The sequence below is a fragment of the Chitinophaga pinensis genome (genome assembly GCF_007896845.1).
In the GTDB taxonomy this organism is placed as follows: Bacteria; Bacteroidota; Bacteroidia; order Chitinophagales; family Chitinophagaceae; genus Chitinophaga; species Chitinophaga pinensis_C.
Map to the genome: position 1 here is coordinate 47,501 of NZ_VOHS01000096.1, position 2,500 is coordinate 50,000.

The window sequence follows — 2,500 nt, forward strand, 5'->3', positions numbered from 1 at the left end:
GGAACAGCCTCGTATATAGAGTTATCATAGAGGTAGAGCTACTAATTGGGCTAGGGGGCTTCACCGCCTACCAAACCCTAATAAACTCCGAATGCTATGATATATCTGCGGGAGTGAGGCTGTGGGCGCTAAGGTCCATGGCCGAGAGGGAAATAACCCAGATTAACAGCTAAGGTCCCTAATCGTATGTTAAGTTGAACAAACGAAGTTCAAATCCTATAACAGCCAGGATGTTGGCTTGGAAGCAGCCATTCATTTAAAGAGTGCGTAACAGCTCACTGGTCGAGGGTTTGAGCACGGAAAATAATCGGGCATCAAACATACAACCGAAGCTTTAGGATTCTACTTAGGTAGATATCGGTAGGGGAGCATTCTAAACTGCATTGAAGGTGTATCGCGAGGTATGCTGGAGCGTTTAGAAAAGAAAATGTAGGCATAAGTAACGATAAAATAGGTGAAAAACCTATTCGCCGTAAGACTAAGGGTTCCTGATCAACGCTAATCGGATCAGGGTTAGTCGGGTCCTTAGGCAAAGCCGAGAGGCGTAGCTGATGGCAAACTGGTGAATATTCCAGTACCTGCTATAATTTCGATGGGGTAACGGAGTAGTGAAAGGACTGCGCACTTACGGAATAGTGCGTTAAAGGGAGTAGTTATATCCTGTGTAGGAAATCCGCACGGGATGATGAACCCGATAGTACAGCAAAGCTTCGGCCACGCTGATAATGTCCCTAATCAGACTTCCAAGAAAAACCTCTAAGGTTCGGTTATAGCAGCCCGTACCGTAAACCGACACAGGTAGTCGAGGAGAGTATCCTCAGGCGCTCGAGTGATCCGTGGTAAAGGAACTAGGCAAATTGACGCTGTAACTTCGGGATAAGGCGTACCGCAGTGATGCGGTCTCAGTAAAATGGTCCAACCAACTGTTTAACAAAAACACAGGGCCCTGCAAAATCGAAAGATGACGTATAGAGCCTGATACCTGCCCGGTGCTGGAAGGTTAAGGAAGGATGTTCGGGGTAACCCAAAGCTTCTGACTGAAGCCCCAGTAAACGGCGGCCGTAACTATAACGGTCCTAAGGTAGCGAAATTCCTTGTCGGGTAAGTTCCGACCTGCACGAATGGTCTAATGAGTTGGACACTGTCTCTACCACGAGCTCGGTGAAATTGTAGTATCGGTGAAGATGCCGGTTAATCGCAACGGGACGGAAAGACCCCGTGAACCTTCACTACAACTTAACATTGATTTTGAACAACAGATGTGTAGGATAGTTGGGAGACTATGAAGCAGCTTCGCCAGGAGTTGTGGAGTCAACGTTGAAATACCAACCTTCTGTTGTTTAGAGTCTAACTCGGCAACGAGGACATTGTTTGGTGGGTAGTTTGACTGGGGTGGTCGCCTCCTAAAAAGTAACGGAGGCTCGCAAAGGTACCCTCAGTACGGTTGGTAATCGTACGCAGAGCGCATTAGTAAAAGGGTGCTTGACTGTGAGGCCGACAAGCCGAGCAGGAGCGAAAGCTGGCTAAAGTGATCCGGTGGTTCTGTATGGAAGGGCCATCGCTCAAAGGATAAAAGGTACTCCGGGGATAACAGGCTGATCTCCCCCAAGAGCTCATATCGACGGGGAGGTTTGGCACCTCGATGTCGGTTCGTCACATCCTGGGGCTGGAGAAGGTCCCAAGGGTTCGGCTGTTCGCCGATTAAAGTGGCACGTGAACTGGGTTCAGAACGTCGCAAGACAGTTCGGTCCCTATCTGTTGTGATCGTTAGTAAATTGCGGGGACATGACCTTAGTACGAGAGGACCGGGTCGTACGTACCGCTGGTGTATCAGTTGTGCCGCCAGGTGCAGTGCTGAGTAGCTATGTACGGAAAGGATAAACGCTGAAAGCATCTAAGCGTGAAACCTACCTCAAGATGAGTTTACTTTTAAGGGCCGTCGGAGACTACGACGTTGATAGGCTACAGGTGTAAGGGTGGTAACATCGAAGCCGAGTAGTACTAATTGCCCGTAAGCTTTAATTTTATTTTTTTGTATAGACTATTACAATTTCCCAATATGTTACCTTATTGGTCTTTAATCAGAATAACGCTGCAATAGTGCTGATAAAAGACGAGATCATACTAAAGATCTTATGGTGGTTTTGCCAAGGGTGTTCACCTCTTCCCATTCCGAACAGAGAAGTTAAGCCCCTTATGGCCGATGGTACTGCACAATCATGCGGGAGAGTAGGTAGCTGCCATATTTATTTAAAGAAGTCCCGGTCTGAATAAGACCGGGCTTTTTTATCTTCACTACAACCACACACCGATCCCTACCGCACTTACGGTAAAATAATCAGGTAAAATTTTGTTGTACAAGGTAAAGGATTGTATCTTCGCAGTCTGTCTTCAAATGTTTTGCGCCTTCGCGTAGCATATTGATCAACTTAACAATCAACTTATTAGTTCTTTACACAGTATGACATCCGGAAAGATGATGACAAAAGCTTAATTATAA

At 46.6% G+C, this 2,500-nt stretch carries 2 rRNA genes (1 of these 2 only partly in view); both read left to right on the forward strand.

The features are described from left to right. Positions 1-2,025, forward strand: a 23S ribosomal RNA gene (locus FEF09_RS30500) (it extends 854 nt beyond the left edge of the window). A 109-nt stretch (positions 2,026-2,134) separates the two neighbouring features. Next, positions 2,135-2,246, forward strand: a 5S ribosomal RNA gene (gene rrf, locus FEF09_RS30505). The last annotated feature ends 254 nt before the right edge of the window (positions 2,247-2,500 follow it).